Raw genomic sequence first — 25,339 nt, 5'->3', positions numbered from 1 at the left:
ACAACGCTAGAGGTACAATTAATGTCGTCTGCCGAATTTTTAGATAAAAAATGACATTTATCAGTTAATTAGCTATAATTTTATAGTGTTATCAGCGAATAGTAGGTGTTTTATTTAGATGCTTTCTAAATAGAATAAAAATAGAAATTGAAAAATGGAAGATAAAAGTAACGCTCAAGGGTCATACGATGAGGTTTTGATAGAAGACGGATTTTATGTGCTAAAGTTTCAGAATGAGGAGGATAGGATGGTACAGTATACCCGTGATATCAATAAGCGGTTCATACAGTTTCACTTCTGTCTTAAGGGAAGCGGAGCCTATAATTTTAATCAAGGAAATTATAGCCTAGATGTTAAGGAAGAGAATTCTTTACTGTTGTATAACACCCAATTAGACCTTCCTTTAAATTTGGACCTTAATCCAAAATCCTCATTGGTTTCTGTGGTGATGACCTTACGAAAATTTCACTCCCTCTTTACGGCAGAGGCAGATTATATTCCGTTTTTAAGTGCAGATAACAAAGAAAAAAAGTACTATGCGCAAGAACCTTTTTCACCCTCTATTGCCGTTATATTAAGTCAGATTGTGAATTATAATCTACATCCTTCTATAAAATCGTTGTACGTAAAAGGTAAGATTTATGAATTGATTGCCTTGTACTTTAATAGAAGTCCTAATGCAGATATTGAACAATGCCCGTATTTGGCAGATGAGGAGAATGTAAAGAAAATCAAGAAAGCCAAAGAAATTATTTTGGCGAATATGGCCGAACCACCAACATTGGCAGAACTGTCAAGTGAAGTAGGACTGAGTTTAAAACGTTTAAAAGAAGGTTTTAAACAAATTTACGGCGATTCTGTATACAGCTTTTTATTTGATCATAAGATGGATTATGCAAAGCGGTTATTAGAAACCGGTCAGTATAATGTGAATGAAATAGGGTTAAGGGTTGGGTATAGCACCTCTAGTCATTTTATTGCGGCATTTAAGAAAAAGTATAATACAACACCTAAAAAATACTTGTTGGCCTTGGCGGGTGGTACTGCTTAAAGAGGTCTTGCCACCATAATACCCGTATTGCTTTTAATGCCCTTTAGATAATCTGCCAGCGGTTTTTTTGATACTTCAACCTCCATAGACCCGGTTGATGCATGTAGTAAGTGAATTCTACCATCTTTTTCTCTGGTGGCAATACCCGTATGGGTTACATCTAAACCGTTAATGGAAGTTGCTAAAGCAATAATATCACCTGTTTGTATTAAATGTTCGTTGGCTGCAATATCATCCTGGGCCAGTACACAAATAGCCTGATTATTTAAATAGTTCTCTGAAGCTTTAATTTTTGAGAAATTGGAATCATCTGCCAAGAAGGGATATAAATCCCTGTGCGTACTCATAAAATTGATATCCTTTGTGATTGCTGCGCCACCAATTTCGCCTGTTATGTCTTTAAGAAGTCCTTTTTCGGCATTGTTGGCAATCCACTCAGAGAAATAATGAAGGCGAGAAGCATAACCATTTAAAGAACCATCTTTATATCTAATAATTTCGAGATTTTTTAAGTAGGCATCAAACGATTTTTCATGTTGGCGAAGTAAAAGTGTAAATGCAAGCACGTTTTCCACAAAAGTGGTGCAATCCAATCCTTGTAGATTTACAACCAAGGTTTCTGTATCACCAATTTCTAAGGTTTTGGCAACATACGGTGTTTTCAAAAACGTTTTACCAACGCTGACCATGGTGGCGCCAATATCATTCTGAAACATACCGTCTATTTCAACTAGTTTACTCTCAACGGCCGCTCTGTCTTTTGGGGAGCAGGTGATTTGTTGGGCTTGAACTGAAATGCACACACAAAGAAAAAGAATCAAGAATATATGTTTCATTAAGCTAAATTATGAATTGTTATTTTCTTCCGTAGATTTTTCCAATAAAACCCTATTCTTGGCAATACTCTCAGGATAATTTTCCTGTAAAAAGGTAATGAGCTTTTCACGAACATGAACACGTAGGTCCCAAGCAGTGGGCGAGTCCTTAGCGCTCATAAGGGCTCTTATTTCTACACAATTTTGTTTGCTATCGGTTACTTGAAGTACATTAACCTCTTTGTCCCATAAATCTGTACTTTTTAAAATCTTGGTCAGTTCTTCACGCAAGGCATCAAAAGGTACAGTATAGTCGGTATAAAGAAAAACGGTTCCTAAAATATCAGATGAGGTTTTGGTCCAGTTTTGAAATGGTTTTTCAATAAAATACGTGGTGGGTACGATCAACCTTCGCTTATCCCAAATTTTAACCACAACATAGGTCAATGTTATTTCCTCAATACGCCCCCATTCACCTTCTACAATGACCACATCATCAATTTTTATGGGTTGCGCAATGGCAATTTGAATACCTGCCAAAACGGTACCTATCATTTTTTGTGCTGAAAAACCTATAATAATACCAGCAACACCTGCAGAGGCAAAAATACTGACACCCAGCTCACGTATACTTTCAAAGCTCATAAGAACTGCGCCAATGGCCAATATAATGATGGTAAAAATAAATATACGTTCCAGTATGTTGAACTGTGTGTAGATTTTTCGGGCTTTCAAATTATTTTCTACGTGAACATCATAGTTACTGACAATTACAGTTTTTATAATCTTTAATAAATTGAGCAACAACCAGGTTAAAGATGCAATAAAGAGAATAGTACTTGTTTTCTTAAACCAGTAATCATGCTCTTCTAATTGTAATAAAGTTCGTATAGACTCCGATCGCAACCAAATCGAGAATATGATCAAGAAAATGGGTCTACTAATTTTTTTGAATGCTCCGTTTGGTAGTAGATATTTAGGGTCTTTACCATATTTTTTGATGAAAAAGGAAATGACCCAATAGGCAATTAGAACGCCAAGGGTAGAAGCTATAAAGAAGTAAAGTGCACTTTTTGGTACCGTATCAAAAAAAGTATTCATATAAAATGGGTTATAGATCTCTATGCTCTACAACTTACTAAAACAAAATAACACTAAAAATTTATTGGCCTGTTATTAGTTTGCTTTATAGAAGTATAGAAAAACTATTGTCAAAAATTAAAATATCATCTATGTTCAAGTGTTATTTTTGCATTTGAAAAATAAACACATACGCTATGAAAGGAGTTTTATTGGTTAATTTAGGTTCGCCTGATAGTCCTACCCCAAAAGATGTTAAGCCTTATTTAGATGAATTTTTAATGGATGAGCGCGTTATAGATGCGCCCAAATGGCTAAGAACAATTTTGGTAAGGGGAATTATTTTACAGACCAGACCAAAAAAATCTGCTGAAGCCTATGCTAAAATTTGGTGGGAAGAAGGTTCTCCTTTAATAGTAATCTCTGAACGATTTACCAATAAATTAAAGACAGAGACCAAAATGCCAGTTGCCTTGGGTATGCGCTATGGCACCATGACCATTAAAAACGCCATGCAAGAATTAAAGGATAAAGGTGTGGATGATGTGCTTTTAGTACCACTTTACCCTCATTATGCCATGTCTAGTTTTGAAACGGTAGTGGTAAAGGTACTTGAAGAGCAAGAAGCTTCATTTCCTGGAATGAAAATAACTACCTTGCCTGCTTTCTATAAACATCCGGAGTTTATCAAAGTGTTATCGGAAAGTATTAAAGACGGGCTGGAAGGCTTTGATTACGACCACGTATTATTCTCTTACCACGGTATTCCAGAACGCCATATCCGTAAGAACGATCCAACCAGTTTTCACTGTAAAATAGATGGTACATGTTGTAATGTTAATTCCGTAGCTCATAATACCTGTTATAGGCACCAAGTTTATGACACAACCAAAATGGTCAAGGAATATTTAGGGTTACAAGAAGAACAAGTGAGTACTTCTTTTCAGTCGCGTTTGGCGGGTGACCCATGGCTAAAGCCTTATACCGATTATGAGTTTGAACGATTGGCGAAAGAAGGCAAGAAGAAATTGGCTGTTATTACTCCCGCTTTCGTGAGCGATTGTCTTGAAACGTTAGAAGAAATAGCTATGGAAGGCAAAGAACAGTTTTTAGAAGCTGGTGGAGCTGACTACAAACATATACCTTGTTTGAACGATAATGATGCTTGGGTAAAGGTCATGGCCAAATGGGTCAATAATTGGGAAGAGACCAGTAAGTTAGATGTTGTTCCAAGTACGTAAATTTTAATAATTCTAAGAAATCACCGCTATGAAAATCGAAGAAATAGAAATTATATTAGAGCCTTTAAGAGAACAATTAAGAAATCATGTCCTTTATAACAAATTGAAGTCTGTTGAGGATATCCAAATATTCATGGAAAGCCATGTATATGCCGTATGGGATTTTATGTCGCTCTTGAAAGTGTTACAAATTAACCTTACCTGCACAACATTACCGTGGAAACCGGTAAAGAATACAAATACCGCTCGGTTTATTAATGAAATTGTTTTAGAAGAGGAAACAGACGTAAATGAATTGGGAGCATTAAAAAGTCACTATGAAATGTACTTGGATGCTATGGTAGAAGTAGGTGCGGATACTAGTAAAATAACTGATTTCCTAAGTAAAATTGATTCGCTTGATACGGTTTTAGCAACAATTGGTAATGCCAATTTAAATGATGCCGTACAATCATTTTTGTCATTTACTTTTAAAACGATACAAACGCAAGAACCACATAAAATTGCAGCTGCATTTACTTTTGGTAGGGAAGATTTAATACCTGATATGTTCTTGAAAATTGTAGATCAGGCTGGTAATAATGCATACCCTAAATTAGAATACTATCTAAGAAGGCATATAGAATTGGATGGGGATGAACACGGTCCGCTTTCTTTAAAAATGATTCAAGAATTGTGTGGTGATAATGAAGCCAAATGGCACGAAGTATTAGAATGTTCTGAAAAGGCATTAAAAGAGCGTATTAATTTGTGGGATCATATAGCAGATTCCATTGTTAAGAACCAAGCATCAGTAGTGTAGCACCATTATTTCTTCTAAGAATGAAAAATTAAAAGTTAAAACTCAATGCAATGGCAAACGTTTCCGCAGAACAATTAGGAACGGAATCAATATCTAGTTTGCTTATAAAACAAGCATTACCTGCCAGTATCGGTATTTTGGTAATGTCACTCAATGTTCTAGTAGATTCTATCTTCGTTGGTAATTGGATAGGGTCCATTGCTATTGCAGCTATAAACGTAGTTTTACCCATTTCTTTTTTTATAGGTGCTTTAGGTATGGCCATTGGTATTGGCGGTGCCAGTATTATTTCAAGGGCCTTGGGTGCCGGAAATAAAGAGAAGGCATTACGCACTTTTGGTAATCAAATTTCATTTACCATTTTGATCACCACAACAATGGTTGCCGTAGGGCTTACTTTTGTAGATACCCTAATCCCTGCATTTGGCGGTAAGGGCTCTATTTTTGAGTTGGCTAAAATCTATTATGTTATTGTACTGTATGGTGTCCCTTTCTTGGGTCTTAATATGATGGGCAATAATGTGATCCGATCGGAAGGCAAACCCAAATTTGCCATGATCGCCATGATAATTCCGTCAATTGGGAATTTGATTTTGGATTATTTGCTTATTAACGTAATGGATTACGGTATGGAAGGGGCCGCTTGGGCCACAACCATAAGTTACTTGCTATGTTTTCTGTACATCGTTTATTTTTTTCTGTCCCATAATTCAGAATTAAAACTGAGTCCAAAATATTTACGCATCAAGTTTTCAATAATCAAGGAAATAAGCTCACTTGGGATGGTGACCCTTTCTCGACAGGCTGTAGTGAGCGTGATATATCTATTGATGAATAACATTCTTTTTGATTTGGGAGGTGAGGCAATGGTAGCGGTATATGCTATAATTGGTAGAATGTTAATGTTCGCCCTTTTTCCGGTATTCGGTGTTACACAAGGCTTTTTGCCTATTGCAGGGTTTAATTATGGTGCTGAAAAGTACGATAGGGTAAAAGAATCTATATACACCGCTATAAAATATGCGGCAATATTGGCAACAATCGTTTTCGCCGGACTCATGATTTTTCCTGCTGAAATAGCCGGACTCTTTTTAAGCCATAAACCAAATATGAGCGAATTGGAATTGGCAACCAATGCATTTGTTTTGGAGAATACCCCTTCTGCCATGCGATGGGTATTTGCCGCTACTCCCATTATTGCCTTACAGCTTATTGGTGCGGCATACTTTCAAGCCATAGGTAAAGCTGTGCCGGCATTGTTATTGACCTTATGCCGACAAGGGTTCTTCTTTATTCCCTTAATACTGATCCTACCAAATTTTCTAGGCGAACTAGGTGTTTGGATTTCCTTCCCCATTGCAGATGTACTTGCAACCATTGTTACGGGGTATTTTTTGAAAAAGGAAATTGATAAGAATTTGGTTTAATTCAATAGTAAATCAAACCTTACAAAACATATTCCGTAAGTAGCGTTAGAAACGCTAAAGAATACGAATATGATTTTTATTTTATCACAATTAATTGCGGTTGCCATATTTCTATTGGTATGGAAATTGAAAGAGTTGATTTCCAATCAAAACACATATATGAAGCTGCTAAAGGAAGAAGTTCCTAAAGCAGCTAAATTGAGAAATTAGGTTAGTTTGCAGGTTGTGCATGTAACAATTCCATTCCGGTAGATGACCTAGGTTTAAAACCTGTCCAGTCTTTTTCGTTGGAATCTTCCTGAACTTCTAAAAACTTGGTGCTGTCTTGGTTTTTTAAATGCTTACCTATGAAGGCAGTTACAAAATGCTGGTTTATATTGTTCATTTTGCGCTGATCCCAAGATGGCTCTGCGTATCTGTAATATTCATCTATATGTAGACCTGGAGCCAAAGCTTCTGCTGGTGGTGGGTTAGGGGCTACATTATGTCTCGCATTCATATAGGTCAGCAAATAACGGTCGGCATTTACTGCACCTTCGTATATGGCTTTAATTCCCTTTTCATAACCAGAGATATCATCTTGGCTGCCGGCAATAAAGAAAGTAGGGGTTTTTAATCCTTTTAATCCTTCGGCATCCCAAACACCACGTTCCATTCCCCATGGTGCAAATGCTACGATTGCCTTAATTCTGGCATCGGTCATTTTTTCGTATGCAGCATTTCCGTCTGTATGTACTGAGATTGCAGTGCTGCCACCGGTCATTCCTGTAAAGAACTGTGCCAGACCAGTGCTATAACCGGCCCCGCCAACATTTAATACGCCGTAGCCTCCCATGGAGTACCCTATAATTGCGGTATTGTTAGCGTCTACTACACCTTCTAAATTATTTTTAGAGCCTTTTGCACCCATTTTTTCCATTTCATTGATTACAAAACGAATATCCTTTGGTCTATTCAATAATGTGCTTTGAAATGCATTGGCGTCTTTGAAAGTAGAATCGGTATGATCTATGGCGGCAACGATATACCCTTTAGATGCAAGGTTTTCGGTTAAATAGGTCATTAAGTATCTAGAGCCAACATAACCGTGAGAAACAACAACTAAAGGAAACTTATTTCCGGTCTTTGGTGTGGCATCTCTGTATGCGCGTCCCTTAAAGGTAAATGGGGTTAAAGGTCTTAACGAATCTCCCCTAGTCCCCATGACTTCATCATATACAACGGTTTTAGCATCGTAGCCTACATTGGCAGGATACCAAACTTCAATCGTAATTGGTCTGTCATACGTTGGGTCGTTACCTTCTTTTGAATTTAAAATATCTACTTGGTTGGGGTTAACAAGGTTTACCGTCTTTACACCTACCTTATATTCCCCTCTGGCACTTAGTTCTGGTGCATCTGGTAATTGGTCTCCGTAAAGAAAATCATTGGTTTGGGCATTAACCGTATTTATTGTCAATCCGTTGAATAGAATGGCAATTAACGATGCCGAAAATAATAGTGCTCTAAATTTCATAATTGTTAGTTTGTTGCTCTAAATATAAGAATACTTTAATTGTTCGCATATTTTATTGTTAATGTTACAGAACTGTTTTTTTTCCTTTCTAGGAATACTTAATTATTTAACTAGGAATAGTTAGCCTTCTTTTTGAAGATTGAATTTGTAAATGCCTAGTAAATTTTCATTTTGATAATAATCCTGTTCTAGAGATGCTAATAAAATCTTAAAATCAACATTTGCTCAACTAATTGTTTAATTTTAGAGAAGACTAACTTCAAACTATCAAAATGAAAAAGCACCTTACCAATGCTGGCATACTCTTGCTGGCATGTTTGCTATTGCCGTTATCGGTACTATCTCAAAGAAGAAACAAATCACAAAGTACTTTACCGACCTACCCAGAAGAATTATATTCTAGTTTAGATTATAGATTGATAGGTCCGTTTCGTGGTGGTCGTTCTGCAGCGGTAACGGGAGTACCCGGGGAACCAAACTTGTTTTACTTTGGCGCAGCTGGTGGCGGAGTATGGAAAACACTGGACGGCGGGCGTACTTGGGATAATATTTCCGATGGATATTTTGGTGGAAGTATTGGAGCCGTAGAAGTTGCAAAAAGCGACCCTAATGTCATTTATGTTGGTGGTGGTGAAAAAACCTTAAGAGGTAATGTATCTTCTGGTTACGGAGTGTGGAAAACCGAGGATGGTGGTAAAACTTGGGCTACCGCCGGATTGGAAAAAAGCAGGCACGTACCTCGTCTTCGCGTGCACCCTACAGATTATAATACAGTTTATGCTGCTGTGCTTGGTGATATTTATAAACCAACTAAAGACCGTGGTATATATAAAAGTACCGATGGCGGAAAAAATTGGAAGCAGGTACTTTTTGTAAACGAACAGGCCGGTGCGGTAGATTTGACTTTTGATCCTAACAACCCAAGGATTTTATATGCATCTACATGGCATGCACAACGTACGCCTTACAGTTTAATTAGTGGTGGCGATGGATCTGCGCTTTGGAAAAGTATGGATAGTGGTGAGACCTGGACAGAGATTTCCAAGAATGATGGTTTTCCTACCGATACTTTAGGTATTATAGGAGTAGCTGTTTCGCCAAAAAACTCGGAAAAAGTTTGGGCAATTGTTGAAAACAAAGATAAAGGTGGATTATATCGTTCAGAAAATGGAGGTAAAACATGGTCTCTTGTAAATGAAGAACGTAAAATTCGTCAGCGCGCATGGTATTACACTAGAGTGTACGCCGATACTCAAGATGAAGATGTTGTTTATGTGCTGAATGTAAACTACCATAAGTCTACCGATGGTGGTAAAACGTTCAATACCTTCAATGCTCCGCATGGGGATCACCATGATCTGTGGATTTCTCCTGAAAATTCTCAACGTATGATCATTGGTGATGATGGTGGTGCACAAATTTCCTATGATGGCGGAGAAACGTGGAGTACCTACTACAATCAGCCCACAGCTCAATTTTATAGGGTCACTACGGACAATTCTTTCCCGTATAGAATTTATGTGGCACAACAAGATAATTCAACCTTGCGGATAGAGCATAGAAGTGATGGTCGTACTATTGATGATAACAACTGGGAGGAAACTGCAGGAGGTGAGTCTGCATGGATTGCCGTAGACCCAACCAATGATGATATTGTATACGGTGGTAGTTATGACGGATTTCTAACTCGTGTTAATCATGAAACGGGTTCTGTAAGAGGAGTCAATGTATGGCCGGACAATCCTATGGGAGCCGGAGCAGAAGCAATGAAGTACCGTTTTCAATGGAATTTCCCTATTCTGTTCAGTAGACATAATCCTAAGAAACTATATACCTTCTCCAATTATGTACATGTAACGGAAAATGAAGGCCAAAGCTGGGAAGTTATAAGTGGTGACCTTACAAGAAATGACCCTACAAAATTAGGTTCAAGTGGCGGTCCTATTACTCAAGATAATACCAGTGTTGAATATTACTGTACCATTTTTACGGCAAACGAGAGTCCTTTAAAAGAAGGTTTGCTTTGGGTAGGTAGTGATGATGGATTAATACATGTTTCAAAAGATGCCGGTGCAACGTGGGAAAATGTTACTCCGCCGAATATGCCAGAGTGGAATATGATCAATAGTATTGAACCTTCTAATTTTGATGAGGGTACCTGCTATGTTGCGGCAACGAGATATAAGCTGGGCGATTTTCAACCCTACCTTTATAAAACAACGGACTATGGTAAAACATGGTCAAAAATAACGAACGGTATACCTGCTGAACATTTCACAAGGGTGCTTCGTGAAGATCCTAAAAAGAAAGGTTTGTTATATGCCGGTACAGAAACCGGTATGTATGTTTCGTTCAATGACGGGGCAAGCTGGTCTTCTTTTCAAATGAATTTGCCAATTGTGCCAATTACGGATTTAACGATAAAAGATGATAACTTAATAGTAGCTACACAAGGTAGAAGTCTATGGATTATTGATGACCTTACTGTTTTACATCAGTTAGATGAATCTAAGAAAAGTGCAAGTACCGTATTATTCAAGCCAAAGGATTCTTACCGAACTAAGGGTATGGCAGCTAAAAAGCCCTCCAAAACATCAGGACAGAATTTAGAGAACGGTGTAATTACTCATTTTTTACTTAAGAATTATTCAGAGAAAGATACGGTTCAGTTGACCTATACCAGTATGGCAGGTGATACCTTGGCGCTATATAAAAATCATTTGAAGAAAGATGGGTCGCTGAGCGGAGTCGAAGCGAAAAAACTTGAAGTTAAGAAAGGCGGGAATACTTTTGTTTGGGATACGCGAGGTAAAGGAGCTACCATATTGGATGGTATGATTTTCTGGTGGGCTAGTTTAGACGGGGCAAAAGCAGTGCCTGGTGATTATAAAGTGCATTTGAACGTAAATGGTACCAATAGTAGCGAAACGTTTACCATTTTGCCAGACCCAAGAGCGGAAAGTTCAGTGGCAGAAATGCAACAGCAATTCGATTTTATTACCGATATCAATACTACCATTGAAAATGCGCATCAATCTATAAAGAAGATTAGAGATGTTACCAAGCAACTGAATTCATTTACGGAGCAGTATAAAGATGACGCTAGAACCAAGGATTTGATCAAAAAGGCAAAAGTGATGAAAGAGAAACTTGGCGAGGTAGAGAAGGCGCTGTATCAGACCAAAAATAGAAGTAGACAAGATCCTTTGAACTTCCCTATTAAGTTGACCAATAAATTGGGTCATTTGAACAGTTTGGTTTCTATAGGAGACTTTCCACCAACTGAACAAGATATTGCCGTAAAGAATGAACTAACGGCCAAAATCAATAAAGAGCTTCAAATTTTTAACGAGGTAATATCATCTGAACTTAAAGAATTCAACAAAGGTTTTAATGAATTGAACTTGAACTATTTGTTTATTGAAGAGGGAAAGTAAAAATCCATCAACAAAAACCTCTCTATTTTTTAGGGAGGTTTTTACTTTTCAAATAAAATCTAACAGCCACACATGAAAAAACAATTACTCTACTTTGTAACGATACTGGCAACGACCTTAACTTTTGCACAAACTGCCAATGATTACTTTGAGCCTTTAAAATTTAGAAATATTGGTCCGTTCAGGGGTGGGCGATCGGTAACTGCTACGGGCGTTATTGGCGACCCCATGACGTACTATATGGGTACGACAGGTGGCGGAGTTTGGAAAACAGAATCTGCAGGGCAACGGTGGGAAAATATTTCTGACGGATATTTTGAAATGGGTTCCGTTGGTGCTGTTTCGGTATCGGCATCTAACCCTAATATTGTATATGTTGGTATGGGTGAACATGCGCCACGTGGGGTGATGACATCTTACGGAGACGGTGTATACAAATCTACGGATGCTGGAAAAACATGGAAGAAAATGGGACTTGAAAAAACCCAGCATATTTCACGAATTATCATTCATCCTACAAATCCAGATATTGTTTATGTTGCCGCCCAAGGAGCTCTTTTTGAAGGCAATGCGGAGCGTGGTATCTATAAATCTACGGATGGAGGCAAAACGTGGAAAAATACGTTGTTCGTAAACAACTTAACCGGTGCCTCTGAACTGTCTATGGATGCCAATTATCCAGAAATTATGTATGCTGCCATGTGGGAACATCAACGTATGCCCAATATGGTGGTAAGTGGCGGACCGGGTAGCGGACTTTATAAATCTACCGATGCAGGTGAAACATGGCGAAAAATACACAATGGACTACCTGAGGAAAAAGGGAAAATGGCTATTGCCGTTAGTCCGTCTAATTCCGATAAAGTATATGCATTAATTGAAAGTGATTCCAATGCGGACAAAGGTGGTCTGTTCGTTTCAAATGATGCTGGGGAATCTTGGAGTATGGTCAGTGGTGATAATCGTTTGGTACAACGGGCATGGTATTACATAGAGGTTTTTGTAGACCCTAATGATGATGATACTGTTTATGTATTGAGTGCTCCTGCTTTACGATCAGAAGATGGTGGTAAAACCTGGGAGGATCTAGATATTGCACATGGCGATACCCACGATTTGTGGATCAACCCTAATAACTCTAAAAATATGATCTTGGCAGATGACGGTGGCGCATCTGTTTCTTTTGATTATGCCAAAACTTGGTCCACTCAGAACAATATGCCAACAGCACAGTTTTATAGAATTAGTGTAGACAATCTATTTCCGTATAATATTTATGGTGGTCAACAGGATAATACCTCTGTAAAAATTGCAAGTTTGTCTACAGGTAGTGGTAGTATTACAACAAGGGATTGGACCGATTCTGCCGGTGGTGAAAGTGCTTTTTTGGCGTTTGACCCAGATAACCCAAGGTATGTTATGGGGGGTCAATATTTAGGTACTGTTGAGGTAATGGATATGGTGTCAAAATCGGCTACCCAAATTATGCAAGCGCCTATTCAGTATTTAGGTCGCAAGGCTAGGGATATGAAATACTTGTTCAATTGGAACGCCCCAATTATAGCTTCGGTACATGAACCCGGAACTTTTTACCATGGTGCCCAATATGTTTTTAAAACTATGGATATGGGTATAACCTGGGATATCATTTCACCAGACCTTACGCGTGATATCGATGCAAAACAAGGAAACGGTGGTGGTCCGTATACCAATGAAGCTGTTGGTGCGGAAAATTACGGTACGTTGGCATATATCTTGGAGTCTCCACACGAAAAAGGATATATCTGGACCGGAAGTGATGACGGATTGGTGCATTTGACCAAAAATGATGGCGAAACTTGGGAGAACGTCACGCCTAAAGGGCTAAAGGAATGTTTGATCAATGCCATTGAAGTTTCTCCGCATGATCCTGCTACGGCTTATATTGCTACCACAAGGTATAAGTTTAATGACTACACGCCTGGCTTTTATAAAACAACCGATTATGGCAAAACATGGACGGCAATTAACTCAGGGATTCCGTACGGCGCATTTACACGCGTAGTTCGTGAAGATGAGTTTAAGAAAGACCTGTTATATGCAGGTACCGAAAAAGGATTGTACGCATCATGGAACGGAGGTAAATCTTGGGAGCCTTTTCAATTGAATTTGCCAAAAACCCCTATTACCGATTTAAAAGTTCATCAGGGGGATTTAGTAGTAGCTACTTCTGGACGCTCGTTTTGGATTTTGGATGATATCATTGCCTTAGGCCAATATCAGCCATCTAAAAAAGGACTTCAGATGCTAAAGCCAAAAGAAGCTTACAACGGTTCTTGGGGCAGTCCTTTAAATGGTAATTCTTCAAAATTTACAGGCAGTGATCCTTTTGAAGGTATCAACCCTGCAAATGGGGTGGTATTGTATTATGAGCTTCCAAAATTAAAAGATAGTACGGCTATAACTTTGGAAATCACAGATGCTAAGGGAAAAATAATCAGAACCATTAGTTCTGAAAAAGATCCTTCTTACAAGCCTCATAATGGTGGTGGTGCTCCACCGGCACCGGTTTTAAGTAAAAATGAAGGTTTAAACCGTTTTGTTTGGGATATGAAACATCCTATCATGCCAGGTATACCAGATGTCTATATTGAAGCTGGTTTTACAGGTCATAAGGTTTCTCCCGGTAACTACACGTTTACGTTAAACGTTGATGGTCAAAAAGTGACTACTACGGGTATTATAAAAGAATTGCCTACCTATGAAACAAAACCTGGGCAATACGAAGAGTTCGATGTATTTATGACCGCTGCCGAAGCAGAATTGACCGTAATGCACAATATGGTCAATCAATTATATGCTGCTCAAAAAGAGTTGACTGCGATTTTAAAGAAAGTAACGGATCCAACGGTGAAAACTGCCGGTGAAAAACTACTGACCGATATGAAGGCCTGGGATGCTGAAATGGTGCAACGTAAATCCCAAGCTTATGATGATGTGGAGAACTTCCCAAATAAATTTACGGCTGAATACCTGTTCATGATCAACCAGACCAATAGCAGTATCCCCAGGTTGAATAAGTCTAGTATAGACAGAAAGACTGAGTTAGATGCGCAATGGATGGGTCTAAAAGCTAGGGGAACTCAATTAAAGAATACGGCAATACCTGCTTATAATAAAACCCTGTGGGATGCAGGAATTGGAGCAATAAGATTATAATATGAGTTTTATGCGCTTTTGCTAACTTTGAACTTCATTATAATAAGAAATGAGCATTGAGCTTGAACTTGATTTTTGCTCTTGAACTTGTTTTTTGAACTTGAGTTTGTTTTTATAATCATATGTCAGAATATTACAATTATATAAAGTCCTTGCATCTCATCTTTGTCATCACATGGTTTGCAGGGCTTTTTTATATACCTAGGTTATTCATTTACCACATTGAGGCGAATGCTAAACCATCACCTGAAAAAGAGATTCTTTCCAAACAGTTGAAGTTGATGGCCAAACGCTTGTGGTATATTATTACATGGCCATCGGCGGTATTGGCAGTGTTCTTTGCTATTTGGTTGCTGGTCATTTATCCAGGATGGTTATCACAGCCTTGGATGCATGTTAAACTAGGTTTTGTGGTCGTATTGATTTTATATCACTTAAAAAACCATCAGATTTTCAAGAAGTTTCAACGCGATGATATTCAGTATACCTCTAAATTCATGCGAATATGGAATGAAGGTGCTACGTTGATTTTGTTCGCCATTGTATTCTTGGTGATTTTAAAGAGTTCTTTTAACTGGATTTTCGGAGTAATGGGTATTATCGTTTTAGGTATCCTTTTAATGCTAGGCATAAGACTATACAAAAAGATTAGAAGCAAGAATCCTGAAGCTTAGTGGACGACAGCTAAAAGAATTGGTAAGGATATACAGCTAATTCTGAAAATAACAAGTTGGTTATACGCTAATTTTTTATTTCGTATCCAAGAGTTCCTGTTAAATTCGACTAATCTTTATTGGTGTGCTCTATTCACTGAAAACCTACTACCATTCACTGAAAGTCTATATTATACGGAAAACTATTATTCATCTTTGTGGTTAAATGGAAACCATGAAAAAAACATATTTAATTTTGACGGGACTACCCATGTTATTTCTTGTAACACTATTATTGACAAGTTGTTCAGATGAAGACTCTACAACAAGCAATACAACGTATGAAACAACAGATGATGACATTGCCGAAGATGGCGATAGCTTTACCTTGGACTGTTCCACATCCGATGCAGAACAGTCAGCTAATACTGAAATAGAGACCATGCGACAAGCCGTGGTAGATTTTAGAAACTCTCTTTCTAATACACTTTTGGAAGAGGTCTCTGTCTGTTTAGATGATGAGCGTTTTTATCTTTGGCACAATACTCCTGCAAATAATGATAACAGAGACGGTATTACATATGGCGATTTATCAGACGATCAATTAGTTGCATTTAAAGATATTCTACAATTGTTTTTAAGTGCAGGAGGGTATCAAAAAGTATATGAGATAACAGAGCTTTCAGAAGGCTGGTTACATGATGTTCAAAGTACCGTTTGGGATCCGGATTTTTATTCTATAGATATGTTCGGTGATCCTGAAACAAGTGGTTCATGGGGTTTTCAGTTAGATGGGCACCATTGCGCTATAAACTTTTTAGTTCATGGTGATAATGTCTCAATAGTACCGGCATTTTTAGGAGGCGAACCCGCGGCAGATACATGGAATGGTATAGAATTTGATATTTTTTCCGATGAAAGAGATTTAGCTCTCAACCTTTACAATAGTTTAGATACTTCAGAACTTGCATCTGCATCTTCAACATCTTCTTCACATTCATTAGAGGTGGGTCCTGCAGATATGAACGGTGATCCTGATCCGTATATAGGAACTTATGATTATTCTGGTTTTGCTACAGGATTAAAATATTCTGATATGTCTGCCACGGCACAGGCAAATCTTATCTTGGTGATGCAAGAATACGTATATAATTTAACAGATAATTTTGCCGATGTCTGGTGGACAGATATTATAGAAAATATTGACGACACATATTTTGTTTGGATAAATGACTCTGGTACTTCACCAACTGCAACTTCTCAGTTCTACTATCGAATCTACAATCCCTATTTATGGGCTGAATTTAATACGGAAGGTTCTACAGGAGCTAATGCCAATACCATTGCGGATTATAATCACGTACATACCATTACTCGTATACCCAATAACCCATCTACGGATAATGGAGGTGATTATGGGATTTTTGCTTATTTGATCAACCAAGATGGACCAAAAACACTTTTAGAGCATTACGCATCGGCAGACCATCATAAATCAAGTAAATTTAAATTTGATTATCAACTAGCTGCCAAAGCAAAAGTAACAACTCATACCCATGATGGACATACCCATTCGCATGAAGGCTAAAAAATAACATTTTCATTATTAATAAAATCGCGGAGAAGTTTGCATATATTTAATTTTGCTCTTTTCCGCTTTTTGTTTGAAGGTGACGTTCAATAATGATTTGAAATATTTATAATGTTAAAAACTGATGATATGAGAAATTTAATGGTAGTAGGGTTTGTGATTCTCTTTGTACAGTTCTCTAAAGCACAAACGGACAACTTAAAATGGCTGGATATTGAACTAGCTAATTATGAATATCCTTATGAAGTTTCGGTTTTAAACTTAAAGGTTCAAGGTCAAGATGTACAAATGGCCTATATGGATGTAAAACCTAGTAAGTATAACGGAAAAAACATTGTCCTTTTACATGGCAAGAATTTTAATGGAGCGTATTGGGAGACAACCATAAAGGCATTGAAAAAAGAAGGGTACCGAGTTATAGTACCTGATCAAATAGGTTTTGGAAAGTCTACCAAACCTCTACATTTTCATTATACTTTTCAACAACTGGCACGTAATACAAAAGAGTTATTAGATACTTTAAACATAGATAAAACGGTAATTTTAGGTCATTCTATGGGTGGTATGCTAGCAACTAGATTTGCATTAATGTATCCGGAAACTACAGAAAAATTAGTTTTGGAAAACCCTATAGGACTTGAAGATTGGAAATTAAAAGTACCTTATAAACCAGTTGACTGGTGGTATGCCAATGAGCTTAAAAAAAGCTATGAAGGCATTAAAAATTACCAATTGGTGAATTATTATGATAATAAGTGGAAAGATGATTACGATCAATGGGTCAATTTATTAGCCGGGTGGACTTTAAATTCTGATTATAAAAGAATTGCGTGGAATGCCGCTCTTACTTATGACATGATTTTTACTCAACCTGTAGTGTATGAATTTGAAAAGATTAAAGTTCCTACGCTTTTGATAATTGGAACAAGAGATCGTACGGCACTTGGCAAACCATTGGTTTCTGAAGAGGTAAGAAAAACTATGGGTTTATATGATACGTTGGGAAAAACAACAAAACAGAAAATTAAAAACGCTCAATTAGTTGAAATCGAAAATATTGGTCACTTACCACATATTGAGAAGTTTGAAAGTTTTATTGATCCGTTGATCAAGTTCATGAAAGAATAACGGTTTACTTTTGTTCATTACCAATTGAAGGTAAATTAATACACGTGTTGATGATTAGTTTCTTCACCTTAAGAAGTAAGATTCTTTTTAGCTTGTTTTGCAGCAATTTTTGCTTTTGGTAGTATGAGCTTAAATGTGGTTCCTTTTCCTTTACCTTTTGACTCTGCGGTAATAGAGCCCCCATGTGATATGGCTATTTTTTTAATCATATAAAGACCAAGACCGGTACCTTCTACATTTTGATGAAAACGCTCAAAAGGAGTAAACAATTTTTTTAAATCAGTTTTGCTGAGACCTGAACCGTTGTCGTGTACTAGAAAACTATTGGTTTCATCATGCTCTTCATAATCTACGATTATTTTAGGATTTGGTTGGTCTCCCATGTATTTAACGGCATTATCTAAAAAGTTACCAAAGACTTGAATAATTCTATTACGATCCCCATAAATGGGCGGTAAATCATTAGCTATAGTAAGGTTTATGTTTTTCTTGCCAAGTTTACTTTTAATTAGATCTCTTGATAAATTTAAAATTTCATTGGTTTTCAGTAACTCGTTCCTATTTTCTATTTTTCCTAACCTGGCAATTTCAGTAATATCAGAAATCAACTCGTTCATGTTATTGCAAGAAATATCTATTAAGTTTAAATACTCTTCAACAAGTGGATGTTCTTCAATGGGCATCTCGGAAGGTATGAGACTTGCAAGCCCTTTAATATTGCTTAACGGACTCTTTAAATCATGGGATACTGCGAAAGTAAATCGCTGTATTTCTTGATTCATTGTTTCTAAATGGTCTGCAGCTTTTACAAGCTTATTTTTTTGGCATTGTAATTCATTAGTTCGTTCGGCTACTTTTAATTCTAACCTTCGTTGGTTTTTTTTGATGGTTCTTAATTTAATATAATGTGCAACATAAAATAACATTAGCAATAAGAAAACCATCAGTAGTTTAAACCACCATGTTTGCCAATAAGGAGGAGTTATTATAAGGGTTTTGCTGATTTCATTAGCTGTCCAAATACCATCTGAATTGGTAGATTTTATTTTTAATGTGTAATTACCAGGGTTTAGATTGGTATAGGTTGCGGTAGGTTTGTTACCTACATAATTCCAATCTTTTTCAAATCCCTCCAAATAAAAAGCATAATTGACACTTTCAGGATGTCTAAAAGTGAGTGCCTTAAAGTCAATATTAATAACAGATTGATCATAACTAAAAATCAACGTATCTACTTGGCTCACATTTTTTTTCAATACTCCAAACTCATCATTAGGTAGAACAGGTTTATTAAAAATCTTTAATCCTGATACAAAAAGAGTAAGCGTGTCTTTTCGTTTTTCAACATCTTTGGCTGTGAAAATGTTAAATCCGTTTATGCCACCAAATACATATTCCCCCTTACTAGTGGTTAATGTAGAACTTGCAATAAATTCTTTGGCTTGTAGACCTTCGTCAACATCATAATTTAAAAAATCGCCCGAGCAAGTGTCATATCTCGTAACTCCGTTTTCTGTACTTAACCATAAGTGGTTATAAGTGTCATCAATAATACCCTTAATAGCATCGTTTCTAAGACCGTCTATTTCGGTTATTGGTTTAAATGAGTCGCTTTTAGAATTATATTTGTTCAAGCCACCTTGGGTACCTACCCATATAGTGCCTTCGCTATCTTGAATAATGGTATTGACAAAATTATTACTCAAAGAATTGCTTGTACTATAATGTTTGCTTATCCAGTGATTTTCGTTTTTAGTTAATTTAAACAGTCCCGAATTTAAAGTTCCAATCCATATATGACCTTCCTTGTCTTCAAAGATTTGATAAATTGAATTTACTTCAGCACCAACTATATCCGATATTAGTTTAATGTTTTCATGAGTGTTGGTTTCAGGGTCAAATATCTGCACTCCCGCAAAATAGTTTATGATCCAAATGCGCCCTCTTTTATCTTTTAAAAAATCGACTATAATGTTCGAGTTTAAAAACGAGTTTTCCGTATTGAGTTCCTTGTATTTCTTGGTTTTGGTATTGAATATGGTAATTCCATTGGTCCAAGTGCCAAGCCACAATTCATCTTCTTTATTTTGTAATATAGATAGCACAACATCAGAATTCAATGTTTTGTTCTTTAATGCATAATGTTCAAAGGAATCGGTGGTCCTTTTCCAATAATTGAGCCCTCCACCATCTGTACCGATCCATAGATTGCCTTTAGGGTCTTCAATAAAACAATTGACCAATTTGTTGCTTAACGATTTGGAGTTAAACGGATCTGTATTGATATGTTTGAACTTAAAATACTCAGGATCATAAAAATTGAGACCACTTTTATAGGGTGCTACCCACATAACGCCATTTCGGGTACATAATAGCGACCAAATGGAGTTTCCGGAAATTGAGCTGGGTTTAGAAACATTATACTCTAAATGTCTTTTAAACTCAAGCTCGTTAGAGTATATATATAGCCCATTGTTTTCAGTGCCTATCCAAAAGTCGTTATTTAAATTTTTAGCTAGTGAACGAATGCCAAATCCGGGACTAACCGGTTTTTTTTCCTTTTCAATTTCGGATGTAAGACTAACGTTTAGGCGAATTAGTGAACCATTATTTGTTCCAAGTAAAAACGTATTGTCGTCTAGGACAATGGTAGAAATTATGTTCTCTATTTCTTGAACCTCGTTTAGAATTTCTAAATCATTATTGGTGACAATGATATTGTATGATGAAATAATGAGCACTCTATTATCATCCAATTGCGCAATTTTGATAATTCTGTTTATTCTTGGGTTCGCAATATCCAAGTTATTATTTACCGGCAAATGCTTGAGGATTCCGGTATTTTCATCGTATTTATAAACACCAGAAGATTCTGTGCCTAGCCATAAACTTCCATTTATTCTTTTAACCGATTGAAAACTGTGGTCTTTAATTTGTAGACCTTCATTTTTAAAAGGAAAAGGAGCTACGATATTTAAACTGCGGTTGAATACGTTTAAGCCTTGGTTGGTACCTATCAATAAATTTTCATCGTCTTCGTAAAGCTCAACTATATATTCATGACTAAGCCCTGTTTTGCCATCTGAGCTCTTTGTGAAAATTTCAAAATCTTTACCATCGTATTTGTTTAATCCGTTACGTGTACCTACCCAGATAAAACCATACTTGTCTTCTAATAACACAGTAGAAGAACTTTGTGACATGCCGTCTTGAATATGATGAAATTTTAGGGGTTCTAAATTTTGGGTATACGCATTCAAAGAGGATAGAACCAATAATATAAAGGCAAGATTTTTAGAAAAAGTATTGAAAATCATATGGGACCTTTATAGGTATACTAAGAGTTAACGTAATTAAATATAAGAAATTACTTTCAAAATTAACAAAATGCATTCTGTGTGTTCTTATTTGTTAATTTGAGTAGAGTATGTAGTTTTTGTTTAAATGACTCCGTATGCAATAAGATAGTTGCTCTTAAATAAATGCTTTTATCTTATGAAAGTAGGTTCAACAGCGTAATTAGTGCATTTTGGTGCGATATTTGCTAACTTTAGACGAAATAACAGAATCTTGTTAACAAGGGTATCTTTACGGTCACGCATTTTTTTATCCATGATATTTTTGGTGCTCATTGCATCTGTATTAATAGCTGGGGTTACGGTATACCAATATCGTGAACAATCAAAGGATTATCATGAAAATAGAATGGAGCGTAAAGAGGAACAAATACGTCAAAGTATAGACCTTGCCATTCAGAAAACAACGTATCCGGTTACCACGGAGAATCTAGATTTAATTTTTAAAAATGAAATCTATGAGATTGCCGTTGTTCAAAACATGAACTTTAATATCTATAGTTTGGAAGGCGAGCTAATTAAGAGTTCTAGACCCAAGTTTGCCAATGATTCTATTTCTATGTGCCTAGATGCTGAGGTACTTAATAAGCTAGAAATAAGTCCCAATAAGCGTTATGTCATGGAAAATGCCTTGGCGGGAGATAAGTATCAAGCTTCATTCACCTATATAGCGGATCAAAAGTTTAAACCAATTGGTATTTTAAACTTGCCCTACTTTGAAGATAATTCGTTTAACGATTATGAATTGAAAGAATTTTTGTTTCGTTTATCTGGGGTTTATCTGCTAATGCTATTAATGGCAATATCTTTTGCTTTTTTCATTTCGAAATATATAACCCGCTCACTAGAAACCATTTCAACCATGATGGGCAAAACCGAGCTAAGTAAACAGAACAAGAAAATTTATTTGGATAATCCGGGTGAAGAAATAGAAAAACTGATTTCTGCGTATAATGGAATGATTGATGAATTGGGTCAAAGTGCAGTTAAATTGGCTCGTAGCGAACGTGAACAGGCATGGCGAGAAATGGCTAAGCAAGTGGCACATGAAATTAAGAACCCACTTACGCCAATGCGACTGAGCGTGCAGAGTTTTGAACGAAAGTTTGATCCCAATGATCCAGATATACATCAAAAAGTAAAAGAATACTCCAATACTTTAATTCAGCAAATAGATACCATGAGCAGTATAGCATCTGCATTCTCAAATTTTGCAGAAATGCCGGCACAGCAAAATGAGACATTGAATGTGGTTAAAATCGTGAAATTAGCTTTGGATATATTTAATGAAGACTATATTCATTTTATTGCGGATGAAGAGGAAATTATTGCGAAATTGGATCGTACCCAACTTATTAGAGTGGTTACTAATTTGGTGAAAAATGCTATACAGGCAGTGCCAGATGTAGAATCTCCAAGAGTATTGGTAACGGTAGCATCTGAGGGTAATATGGTAAAATTATCTGTGGCAGATAATGGTCATGGTATAGAGAAAGATAATGAAGACAAAATATTTGAACCAAAATTTACTACTAAAACCAGTGGTATGGGCCTAGGTCTTGGCATGGTTAAAAATATAGTGGAAACGTATAAAGGCACCATTAAGTTTACTTCGCAATTAGGTAAGGGTACGGTGTTCTGTGTAAAATTCCCTAAAGAAAATGTATAATTCAACAACTTAATAACAATGGCATACGAAACAATATTGATTGAAAAAGAAGCAACAACGGCAATTGTAACTATTAATCGCCCTAAAAAATTAAATGCTTTAAATAAGGAGACCATTGGGGAGTTACATGATGCTTTCAAAGATTTGCAAAAAGATAAGGATGTCAAAGCCATAATTTTGACCGGTAGCGGTGAAAAAGCATTTGTAGCGGGTGCCGATATTTCTGAATTTGCAGATTTCGATGTTAAAGAAGGAAAAAAATTGGCGGCCAAAGGTCAAAAACAATTATTTGATTTTGTTGAAGGCTTATCTACACCTGTTATTGCTGCGGTCAATGGTTTTGCTCTAGGCGGCGGATTAGAGCTTGCAATGGCTTGCCATTTTAGAGTGGCCAGTGATAATGCCAAAATGGGACTGCCAGAGGTTTCTTTAGGATTAATACCTGGGTATGGTGGTACCCAACGTTTGCCTCAATTGGTGGGTAAAGGTAGGGCAATGGAAATGATCATGACCGCGGGCATGATCTCTGCCGATCAAGCTAAAGCCTACGGGCTTGTAAACCATGTAACTACACAAGAAGAACTATTACCGCTATGCCATAAGATAATAGCAAAGATCACCAATAATTCTTCTGTAGCCATTGCTCATGCAATAAAAGCGGTAAATGCTGGTTTTAAGAATACTGTAAATGGTTATGAGCAGGAAATTGAGGCTTTTGGTGACTGTTTTGGAACAGATGATTTTACCGAAGGTACTACTGCATTTTTGGAAAAAAGAAAAGCTGAGTTTCCGGGTTCATGACATAAACCAAACTGGTTATGTTAAAACGTAGCGTATTCTTATTTTTGTTCATTACCAATGTACTAGCTTCTTTAGCACAAGAAGAATTGGTGACCTATACCATTGGGGAAAAATTTCATGACAAATACAGATATTCCAATATGCTGGCAATTGCTGATGACGGCAATGAAGGTACCGTTGTGGTACGAGCATATTATACCGGTATAGTTTTAAAGCCCAAAGGTTATTTTATTGAACATTACAATAAAGACCTTGAATTGGTTTCTGAGTATAATTATAAGCTTAAGGGTGCTAATTTTATAGATGCATATGTGCGTAATGGACAGGTTTATCTATTATTTTTAGAGTATAATTATAATAACAGAAGCTACCAATACGAAGTACATAGGAGTCCGTTTTCCCAATTTCAATTTACCAAAGAGACCATTTTATCCATTGCTTCTGAACCTGTAGAGCAACCTTTGGATAGAAATTTCTATAACCGAAATTTTTCATCGGGTTTTACAACTTCCATTTTGTTTAATGATGATAAATCGGCATTCGCAATAACTACGCATTATAAAAAGAGAAAAGTTGACCAGCATACCATCTATGCCTTTAATGCCAATTTGAATAAGCTCTTTGAGCATGATTTCTCTGATGAGGTAGAAGAAAAAAATTACGCTTTTGAAAACGTAGTTTTTTCAAAAGATATGCAAAATGTGTATTTGGTAGGTAAGGCATACTTTAAGAAGAAACGCTTTAACGCTACCGAACGTAAATTTCAGTATGAAATGGTAAGGGTTTCCAGTAGCGGAAGAAGTTTACAGTCTTTTTATACCCCAGGGAAATTTCCAGAGGCATTAAAACCTATATTTAAAGGAGGTGAATTACTGTGTATAGGATTTTATGCGGATAGAAAGGATAATAGGTATAACGGCATTTCCTATTTTAATTTAGACCCTAGGTCGCTTACTTTAAAGACAGAAAAATTCAATGCCTTCTCAGAACAGTTTATGTTAGATAAATTTGGAAGGGAAGATGATAAGGCCATTAAAAACTTGGTGTTTAAAGGGATGGATATCACATCTGAAGGTAATATCCTGTTCAACGCAGAAGAATACTTTACCAGTAACAGCGTACAATCGAATTCAAGTGGTGGTAGGGTGATGGTTACTAGGTATCATCATAACGATATTATAAGTGCAAAACTTAGCGCCACTGGTGACTTAGTCTGGGCAAGAAATATAAACAAAACAGAAGTGACGCAAGGTGATGGTGCTTATGCTTCTTACAGTGCCTACACTAAGAATAATAACACCTATTTCTTTATAAGCACATCAGCTGAAAATCCACAGCAATTGAGTGATGACCGTATTATGTTTAAGCAAGGGTTGAGCAGAAATAGAAATGTATTTTTAATTCGTTTGGATGAAAACGGACATATGAAGTATAATAAGGTTATTGATGATACTGAAGCACGTTTGCCGTTAATGGTTTCTGCACCATATATTGATCGTCAAAAAGATGAATTAATGTTCTATGCCAAAAGGGGAACAAAAAAGCAACTGGTTCAAGTAGGTGTTAAATAAAAT

Annotated in this window: 17 protein-coding genes; 13 read left to right on the top strand and 4 right to left on the bottom strand. The window is 36.7% G+C overall.

Features of this window, described 5'->3' with window-relative positions; genetic code table 11:
* The first annotated feature begins 154 nt into the window (after positions 1-154).
* Positions 155-1,051: a helix-turn-helix transcriptional regulator gene (locus I600_RS10175; RefSeq protein ID WP_058104434.1), complete on the top strand. Its 897-nt coding sequence runs from the start codon at positions 155-157 to the stop codon at positions 1,049-1,051.
* Here the strand turns inward: I600_RS10175 and I600_RS10170 are convergent.
* Together I600_RS10170 and I600_RS10165 are read right to left on the bottom strand one after the other, a co-directional pair.
* Positions 1,048-1,887 (bottom strand): N-acetylmuramoyl-L-alanine amidase-like domain-containing protein, encoded by an 840-nt coding sequence (locus I600_RS10170; RefSeq protein WP_058104433.1) that lies wholly within the window; start codon positions 1,885-1,887, stop codon positions 1,048-1,050. The two genes, I600_RS10175 and I600_RS10170, sit on opposite strands and share 4 nt — an antisense overlap.
* 9 nt (positions 1,888-1,896) lie before the next feature.
* Positions 1,897-2,967 (bottom strand): mechanosensitive ion channel family protein, encoded by a 1,071-nt coding sequence (locus tag I600_RS10165; protein ID WP_058104432.1) that lies wholly within the window; start codon positions 2,965-2,967, stop codon positions 1,897-1,899.
* A gap of 176 nt (positions 2,968-3,143) precedes the next feature.
* Here I600_RS10165 and hemH point away from each other — a divergent pair, with 176 nt between their 5' ends.
* The 4 genes from hemH (at position 3,144) to I600_RS19200 (ending at position 6,626) form a co-directional block, all read left to right on the top strand.
* Complete coding sequence (hemH, locus tag I600_RS10160) at positions 3,144-4,187, top strand: ferrochelatase (RefSeq protein ID WP_058104431.1); 1,044 nt, start codon at positions 3,144-3,146, stop codon at positions 4,185-4,187.
* 28 nt (positions 4,188-4,215) lie between these two features.
* A complete protein-coding gene (locus I600_RS10155; protein ID WP_058104430.1) occupies positions 4,216-4,989 on the top strand; it encodes a DUF3050 domain-containing protein in 774 nt (257 codons plus the stop codon).
* Between the two features lie 50 nt (positions 4,990-5,039).
* Complete coding sequence (locus tag I600_RS10150; protein WP_058104429.1) at positions 5,040-6,416, top strand: MATE family efflux transporter; 1,377 nt, start codon at positions 5,040-5,042, stop codon at positions 6,414-6,416.
* Positions 6,417-6,485: 69 nt separating this feature from the next.
* Positions 6,486-6,626 carry a hypothetical protein gene (locus tag I600_RS19200; RefSeq protein WP_156894553.1) on the top strand — a complete coding sequence of 47 codons (141 nt, stop codon included), beginning with the start codon at positions 6,486-6,488 and terminating at the stop codon, positions 6,624-6,626.
* A 1-nt stretch (position 6,627) separates the two neighbouring features.
* On the opposite strand, the gene I600_RS10145 is transcribed toward I600_RS19200, so the two are convergent.
* Positions 6,628-7,932, bottom strand: a complete 1,305-nt coding sequence (locus I600_RS10145; protein ID WP_058104428.1) for an alpha/beta hydrolase family protein — start codon at positions 7,930-7,932, stop codon at positions 6,628-6,630.
* A 272-nt stretch (positions 7,933-8,204) separates the two neighbouring features.
* Between I600_RS10145 and I600_RS10140 the strand changes: the two genes are divergently transcribed.
* The 5 genes from I600_RS10140 to I600_RS10120 all read left to right on the top strand — a co-directional run bounded on the left by I600_RS10140 (position 8,205) and on the right by I600_RS10120 (position 17,939).
* Positions 8,205-11,369 (top strand): WD40/YVTN/BNR-like repeat-containing protein, encoded by a 3,165-nt coding sequence (locus tag I600_RS10140; protein WP_058104427.1) that lies wholly within the window; start codon positions 8,205-8,207, stop codon positions 11,367-11,369.
* Positions 11,370-11,441: 72 nt separating this feature from the next.
* Positions 11,442-14,567, top strand: coding sequence for a VPS10 domain-containing protein (locus tag I600_RS10135; RefSeq protein ID WP_058104426.1), 3,126 nt, complete (start codon positions 11,442-11,444; stop codon positions 14,565-14,567).
* Between the two features lie 122 nt (positions 14,568-14,689).
* On the top strand, positions 14,690-15,241 hold the full coding sequence (locus I600_RS10130) for a CopD family protein (RefSeq protein WP_058104425.1): 552 nt from the start codon (positions 14,690-14,692) through the stop codon (positions 15,239-15,241).
* Between the two features lie 214 nt (positions 15,242-15,455).
* The gene (locus I600_RS10125) at positions 15,456-16,808 is read left to right on the top strand and encodes a DUF3500 domain-containing protein (RefSeq protein WP_058105105.1); all 1,353 of its coding nucleotides are present in this window, start codon (positions 15,456-15,458) and stop codon (positions 16,806-16,808) included.
* A 132-nt stretch (positions 16,809-16,940) separates the two neighbouring features.
* Positions 16,941-17,939 (top strand): alpha/beta fold hydrolase, encoded by a 999-nt coding sequence (locus I600_RS10120; RefSeq protein WP_058105104.1) that lies wholly within the window; start codon positions 16,941-16,943, stop codon positions 17,937-17,939.
* A 68-nt stretch (positions 17,940-18,007) separates the two neighbouring features.
* Here the strand turns inward: I600_RS10120 and I600_RS10115 are convergent, their stop codons facing one another.
* Positions 18,008-21,256, bottom strand: a complete 3,249-nt coding sequence (locus I600_RS10115; RefSeq protein WP_058104424.1) for a sensor histidine kinase — start codon at positions 21,254-21,256, stop codon at positions 18,008-18,010.
* Positions 21,257-21,551: 295 nt separating this feature from the next.
* Here I600_RS10115 and I600_RS10110 point away from each other — a divergent pair, with 295 nt between their 5' ends.
* Genes I600_RS10110 through I600_RS10100 form a run of 3 tightly spaced genes read left to right on the top strand, consistent with a single transcriptional unit; the run spans position 21,552 to position 25,336 of the window.
* Entirely contained in the window at positions 21,552-22,964 is a 1,413-nt protein-coding gene (locus I600_RS10110) for a sensor histidine kinase (RefSeq protein ID WP_058104423.1), read from the top strand.
* Between the two features lie 18 nt (positions 22,965-22,982).
* Positions 22,983-23,765 carry an enoyl-CoA hydratase/isomerase family protein gene (locus tag I600_RS10105; protein ID WP_058104422.1) on the top strand — a complete coding sequence of 261 codons (783 nt, stop codon included), beginning with the start codon at positions 22,983-22,985 and terminating at the stop codon, positions 23,763-23,765.
* Positions 23,766-23,782: 17 nt separating this feature from the next.
* Positions 23,783-25,336, top strand: coding sequence for a hypothetical protein (locus I600_RS10100; protein WP_058104421.1), 1,554 nt, complete (start codon positions 23,783-23,785; stop codon positions 25,334-25,336).
* The last annotated feature ends 3 nt before the right edge of the window (positions 25,337-25,339 follow it).

Source organism: Maribacter dokdonensis DSW-8 (assembly GCF_001447995.1).
Lineage (GTDB): Bacteria > Bacteroidota > Bacteroidia > Flavobacteriales > Flavobacteriaceae > Maribacter > Maribacter dokdonensis.
The sequence above is the reverse complement of the archived record's forward strand: the minus strand, read 5'-3'. Positions and strand labels throughout refer to the sequence as shown.

Excerpts from the sequence above, each read along its gene's own strand:
- I600_RS10100 (WP_058104421.1), top strand. The coding sequence starts at position 23,783 with ATGTTAAAACGTAGCGTATTCTTATTTTTGTTCATTACCAATGTACTA.
- I600_RS10140 (WP_058104427.1), top strand. The coding sequence starts at position 8,205 with ATGAAAAAGCACCTTACCAATGCTGGCATACTCTTGCTGGCATGTTTG.
- I600_RS10125 (WP_058105105.1), top strand. The coding sequence starts at position 15,456 with ATGAAAAAAACATATTTAATTTTGACGGGACTACCCATGTTATTTCTT.
- I600_RS10115 (WP_058104424.1), bottom strand. The coding sequence starts at position 21,256 with ATGATTTTCAATACTTTTTCTAAAAATCTTGCCTTTATATTATTGGTT.
- I600_RS10110 (WP_058104423.1), top strand. The coding sequence starts at position 21,552 with ATGATATTTTTGGTGCTCATTGCATCTGTATTAATAGCTGGGGTTACG.
- I600_RS10155 (WP_058104430.1), top strand. The coding sequence starts at position 4,216 with ATGAAAATCGAAGAAATAGAAATTATATTAGAGCCTTTAAGAGAACAA.
- hemH (WP_058104431.1), top strand. The coding sequence starts at position 3,144 with ATGAAAGGAGTTTTATTGGTTAATTTAGGTTCGCCTGATAGTCCTACC.
- I600_RS10170 (WP_058104433.1), bottom strand. The coding sequence starts at position 1,887 with ATGAAACATATATTCTTGATTCTTTTTCTTTGTGTGTGCATTTCAGTT.
- I600_RS10165 (WP_058104432.1), bottom strand. The coding sequence starts at position 2,967 with ATGAATACTTTTTTTGATACGGTACCAAAAAGTGCACTTTACTTCTTT.
- I600_RS10175 (WP_058104434.1), top strand. The coding sequence starts at position 155 with ATGGAAGATAAAAGTAACGCTCAAGGGTCATACGATGAGGTTTTGATA.
- I600_RS10105 (WP_058104422.1), top strand. The coding sequence starts at position 22,983 with ATGGCATACGAAACAATATTGATTGAAAAAGAAGCAACAACGGCAATT.
- I600_RS19200 (WP_156894553.1), top strand. The coding sequence starts at position 6,486 with ATGATTTTTATTTTATCACAATTAATTGCGGTTGCCATATTTCTATTG.
- I600_RS10150 (WP_058104429.1), top strand. The coding sequence starts at position 5,040 with ATGGCAAACGTTTCCGCAGAACAATTAGGAACGGAATCAATATCTAGT.
- I600_RS10120 (WP_058105104.1), top strand. The coding sequence starts at position 16,941 with ATGAGAAATTTAATGGTAGTAGGGTTTGTGATTCTCTTTGTACAGTTC.
- I600_RS10145 (WP_058104428.1), bottom strand. The coding sequence starts at position 7,932 with ATGAAATTTAGAGCACTATTATTTTCGGCATCGTTAATTGCCATTCTA.
- I600_RS10135 (WP_058104426.1), top strand. The coding sequence starts at position 11,442 with ATGAAAAAACAATTACTCTACTTTGTAACGATACTGGCAACGACCTTA.
- I600_RS10130 (WP_058104425.1), top strand. The coding sequence starts at position 14,690 with ATGTCAGAATATTACAATTATATAAAGTCCTTGCATCTCATCTTTGTC.